The following is a 3099-nucleotide window of genomic DNA, read 5'->3' as shown; positions in this document are numbered from 1 at the left end:
GCAACAGTGTAGCGGGGTTGAACGTGGTACGCCCCTCTTTAGCGCTTTATTCAATTACCGGCACAATAGTCTCTCAGCGTCGTCGGATAAACCATTTGAAGGCATTGAATTTTTAGACGGCCAGGAGCGAACCAACTACCCCTTTGTGCTGTCAGTGGAAGATTTTGGTGAGGCGCTGGGCTTGACGGCGCAGGTCGTGCAGCCGTTTGATCCGATGCGGGTATGTGGTTATATGCAGCAGGCACTGGAAAGTCTGGCGGACGTATTGGAACAGGCGCCGGAAACCCCGGTACGGCAGCTGGATATTTTACCGCCCGCAGAGCGGACTTTATTGTTAACTACCTGGAACACAACGGAAACCCCTTATCCTGCGGCGGCGTGTCTTCATCAGTTGTTTGAACAGCAGGTGGAGAGCACCCCACAGGCGACAGCCCTGATAGCGGGAGATAAATCCCTGAGCTACCGCGAGCTGAATACACAGGCGAATCAGTTGGCTCACCAGTTAATCGGACAAGGCGTTTGCCCCGGCGATCCGATTGTGCTGATGTTTGAGCGCTCCATGGTACTGGTGGTGGCGCAACTGGCGGTGCTGAAAGCCGGTGCCGTTTACGTCCCTCTGGACCCGAGTGTGCCGGCTGAGCGGAAAAACTGGCTGATCAATGACTGTGCCGCCAAATTGTTACTCACCGATACACGGGCAGATATTCCGGCTGATCTGGCGGTGCCGCGGCTTTGTCTTGCTGATGAGAGCAATACAAACAGTGAGCAATATAGCGTTAACCCTGATTTGCCGCGTGTCAGTACGGATTTAGCCTATATCATGTACACCTCCGGCTCGACCGGGACACCAAAAGGCGTGCTGGTGCCACACCGTGCTGTGGTTCGGCTGGTCATCAATAATGGTTATGCGGCCATCGAACCGGCTGACCGGGTGGCCTTTACCGCGAACCCGGCGTTTGATGCCAGTACCTTTGAAGTCTGGGCGCCGTTGCTTAACGGCGGCACGCTGGTGGTGATTGATCACACCACCTTATTGACACCGGTGGAACTTGTTCGGGCTTTACAGACCCACCGTATCACGGTGTTGTGGCTGACCATCGGGCTGTTTAACCGGCTGGCAGTAGAGCTATCCCCGGCGCTGCCGCAGATAAAAATGCTGATTTTTGGCGGTGATATCCCCGATTTATCAGTGATTGCTCAGGTGCTGAACCATCGTCCGCCGCAACAACTGTTGCAGGCCTATGGCCCGACAGAAGGCACCACCTTTACCACGATATACCCTGTTGAGGCGCGGGGAGAGGGCATCACCCGGCTCCCCATTGGCCGGCCTATCGCCAATACGCGGATTTATTTGCTGGATAGGCATGGTCAGCCCGTACCGTTGGGGGCAATCGGTGAAATTTATGTGGGGGGAGACGGGGTAGCCTGTGGTTATCTGAACCGGCCTGAATTGACGGCCGAACTTTTCCTTGTTGATCCGTTCAGTGATAACCCGGAAGCACGCCTGTACCGCACCGGGGATTTAGCCCGTTACCGGCCAGACGGTAATCTGGAGTTCCTGGGCCGTAACGACCAGCAGGTGAAAATTCGCGGCTTCCGCATTGAGCCGGGGGAAATTGAGACCCGGCTGGCAGAGCACCCGGCCGTGCGTGAGGTTGCAGTACTGGCACTGGGTGATGGCGGGGACAAACGGCTGGTGGCCTATATCGTGGCGGAAACGGGGGTAGCAGAAGCCGATGAAACGCTGGTTAATAATCTGCGTACCCATCTGAGTGCAATCTTGCCGGATTATATGGTGCCGGCCGCTTTTGTCCGTCTGGAGGCATTGCCATTGACCCCGAACGGGAAGTTGGATCGCCGGGCGTTACCGGCACCGGATGGAGAGGCCTTTGCCCGGCAAGCCTATGAGGCCCCGCAGGGAGAGATGGAAATCGCTTTGGCGGCGATTTGGGGGGAATTACTGGGTATTGAGCCAATCAGCCGCCATGACAGTTTCTTTGCATTGGGCGGTCACTCCCTGCTCGCCGTACGCATGGTTGAACGCCTGCGTCAGCAGGGGTTGGCCCTGACAGCACGTGAGTTGTTCCGGTCGCCGGTGTTGTCTGAGCTGGCGCAAACATTGGGGCAACATCAGACTCTGGAAATCCCACCGAATATGATTACCGCCGATACACAGCAACTGACCCCGGCGATGTTGCCGCTGGCGGATTTAACCCAGGCAGATATTGACCATATTGTTGAACAAGTGCCGGGTGGGGTAGAAAATATTCAGGATATCTATGCTTTATCGCCCTTGCAGGACGGGATTTTGTTCCACCATTTGCTGGCACGGGAAGGCGATACGTATCTGTTGAGTAGCCAGATGGCATTTGCTGACCGCGCGTTGCTGGATCGTTATCTGGCGGCAATGCAACGGGTGGTTGATCGCCACGATATTTTACGCACTGCCTTTATCTGGCAAAACATATCCGTGCCCGTTCAGGTTGTCTGGCGTTATGCCCCCTTATCCGTAACAGAACTGACACTGGATCCGGCTGACGGCCCGGTGATGGACCAGTTAAGCCAGCGTTTTGATCCCAGCCATTATCGTCTTGATCTGGGTCAGGCGCCGTTACTGCATTTTGTGGTGGCGCAGGAAACGGATGGCCGCTGGTGCTTGCTGGAATTGCACCATCACCTGATTGGTGACCATGAAACAGTGGAAATAATGCACCGTGAAGTGCAGGCCTGCCTGACAGGGCAAGAGGCAAACCTGCCGGTGCCGGTGCCGTTCCGTAATCTGGTGGCGCAGGTCCGGTTGGGCGTGAGTCAGGCAGCCCATACCCGTTTCTTTACGGAGATGTTAGCGGACGTGACGGAGCCGACCCTGCCATTCGGGCTGGCAGACGTCCATCTGGATGGATCGCAGGAAAGGGAATTTTACCGATTGCTGGCACCGGAACTGAATGACCGCTTGCGTCATCAGGCCCGGCAGCAAGGAGTGAGTCTGGCGGCGTTGTGTCATCTGGCCTGGGCCCAGGTGTTGGCGCGCAGTAGCGGACAGGAAAAAGTGGTATTCGGCACCGTATTGTTTGGGCGCATGACCGGCGGCGAAGGAAC

At 56.4% G+C, this 3099-nt stretch carries 1 protein-coding gene; it reads left to right on the top strand.

Annotated elements, in window-relative coordinates; all coding sequences use genetic code 11:
* The coding region (locus AAC147_RS02420; protein WP_339955591.1) for a non-ribosomal peptide synthetase at positions 1 to 3099 on the top strand (3099 nt) is incomplete at both ends.

The organism is Xenorhabdus sp. NBAII XenSa04, assembly GCF_963866145.1.
GTDB lineage: Bacteria > Pseudomonadota > Gammaproteobacteria > Enterobacterales > Enterobacteriaceae > Xenorhabdus > Xenorhabdus indica.
The sequence above is the reverse complement of the archived record's forward strand: the minus strand, read 5'-3'. Positions and strand labels throughout refer to the sequence as shown.